The organism is bacterium (assembly GCA_024224155.1).
In the GTDB taxonomy this organism is placed as follows: Bacteria; Acidobacteriota; Thermoanaerobaculia; order Multivoradales; family JAHEKO01; genus CALZIK01.
In genome coordinates this window covers 1-503 of the sequence record JAAENP010000282.1, presented here as the reverse complement: position 1 = coordinate 503, position 503 = coordinate 1, and the positions used below count along the sequence as shown (strand labels likewise).

Annotated in this window: 2 protein-coding genes; both read left to right on the top strand. The window is 62.8% G+C overall.

Translation table 11 applies throughout. The features are described from left to right. Positions 1–153: hypothetical protein (locus GY769_14590; GenBank protein MCP4203147.1), on the top strand; the 153-nt coding region annotated here is incomplete at its 5' end. Between the two features lie 10 nt (positions 154–163). Beyond that, a complete protein-coding gene (locus tag GY769_14585) occupies positions 164–490 on the top strand; it encodes a cell division protein ZapA (protein ID MCP4203146.1) in 327 nt (108 codons plus the stop codon). Positions 491–503: the final 13 nt, after the last annotated feature.

Below are 503 nucleotides of genomic sequence, written 5' to 3'. Positions count from 1 at the left end.
GAGCGGGACGCCGCCGTGCGGGAGTCCGAAGAGGCGAAGGCCCGGCTCGAAGCACAAATCGAAGAGCTGGACACACTCCGCGAGGAGCGCAACCAGGTGCGTGCCCGCATCGAGAAGCTGCTGGGCCAAATGGACGTGCTCGGCTCGGGCTGAGGAATACATCATGGCCTCGGACGCCTCCGACAAGAAACAGGTTCGGGTCACTATCTTCAATCAGACCTACACGCTACGCACTGCTGGGGACCCGTCCGAAACTGAGCATCTGGCCAATGCGGTGGACGAGTTGATGACTTCCGTTGCCGCCCGCGCCGGCAACCTGGATTCGTCTCGAATTGCCGTGCTGGCCTGCCTGCACATGGCCGACCGGCTACGCGGGCTCGAGCAGGACCTCGAGGAGTTGCGAAACCGGGTAGACCGGAAATCGAAAGACTTCAGTTTGCTGCTGGATCAGGCGATCCAGGACGAGCCACCGCGGGAAGAGGGATCGTAGCGAAGGGGGGCAG

Bases quoted from the DNA above. Each gene is read 5' to 3' on its own strand.
- GY769_14585 (MCP4203146.1), top strand. From the start codon at position 164: ATGGCCTCGGACGCCTCCGACAAGAAACAGGTTCGGGTCACTATCTTC.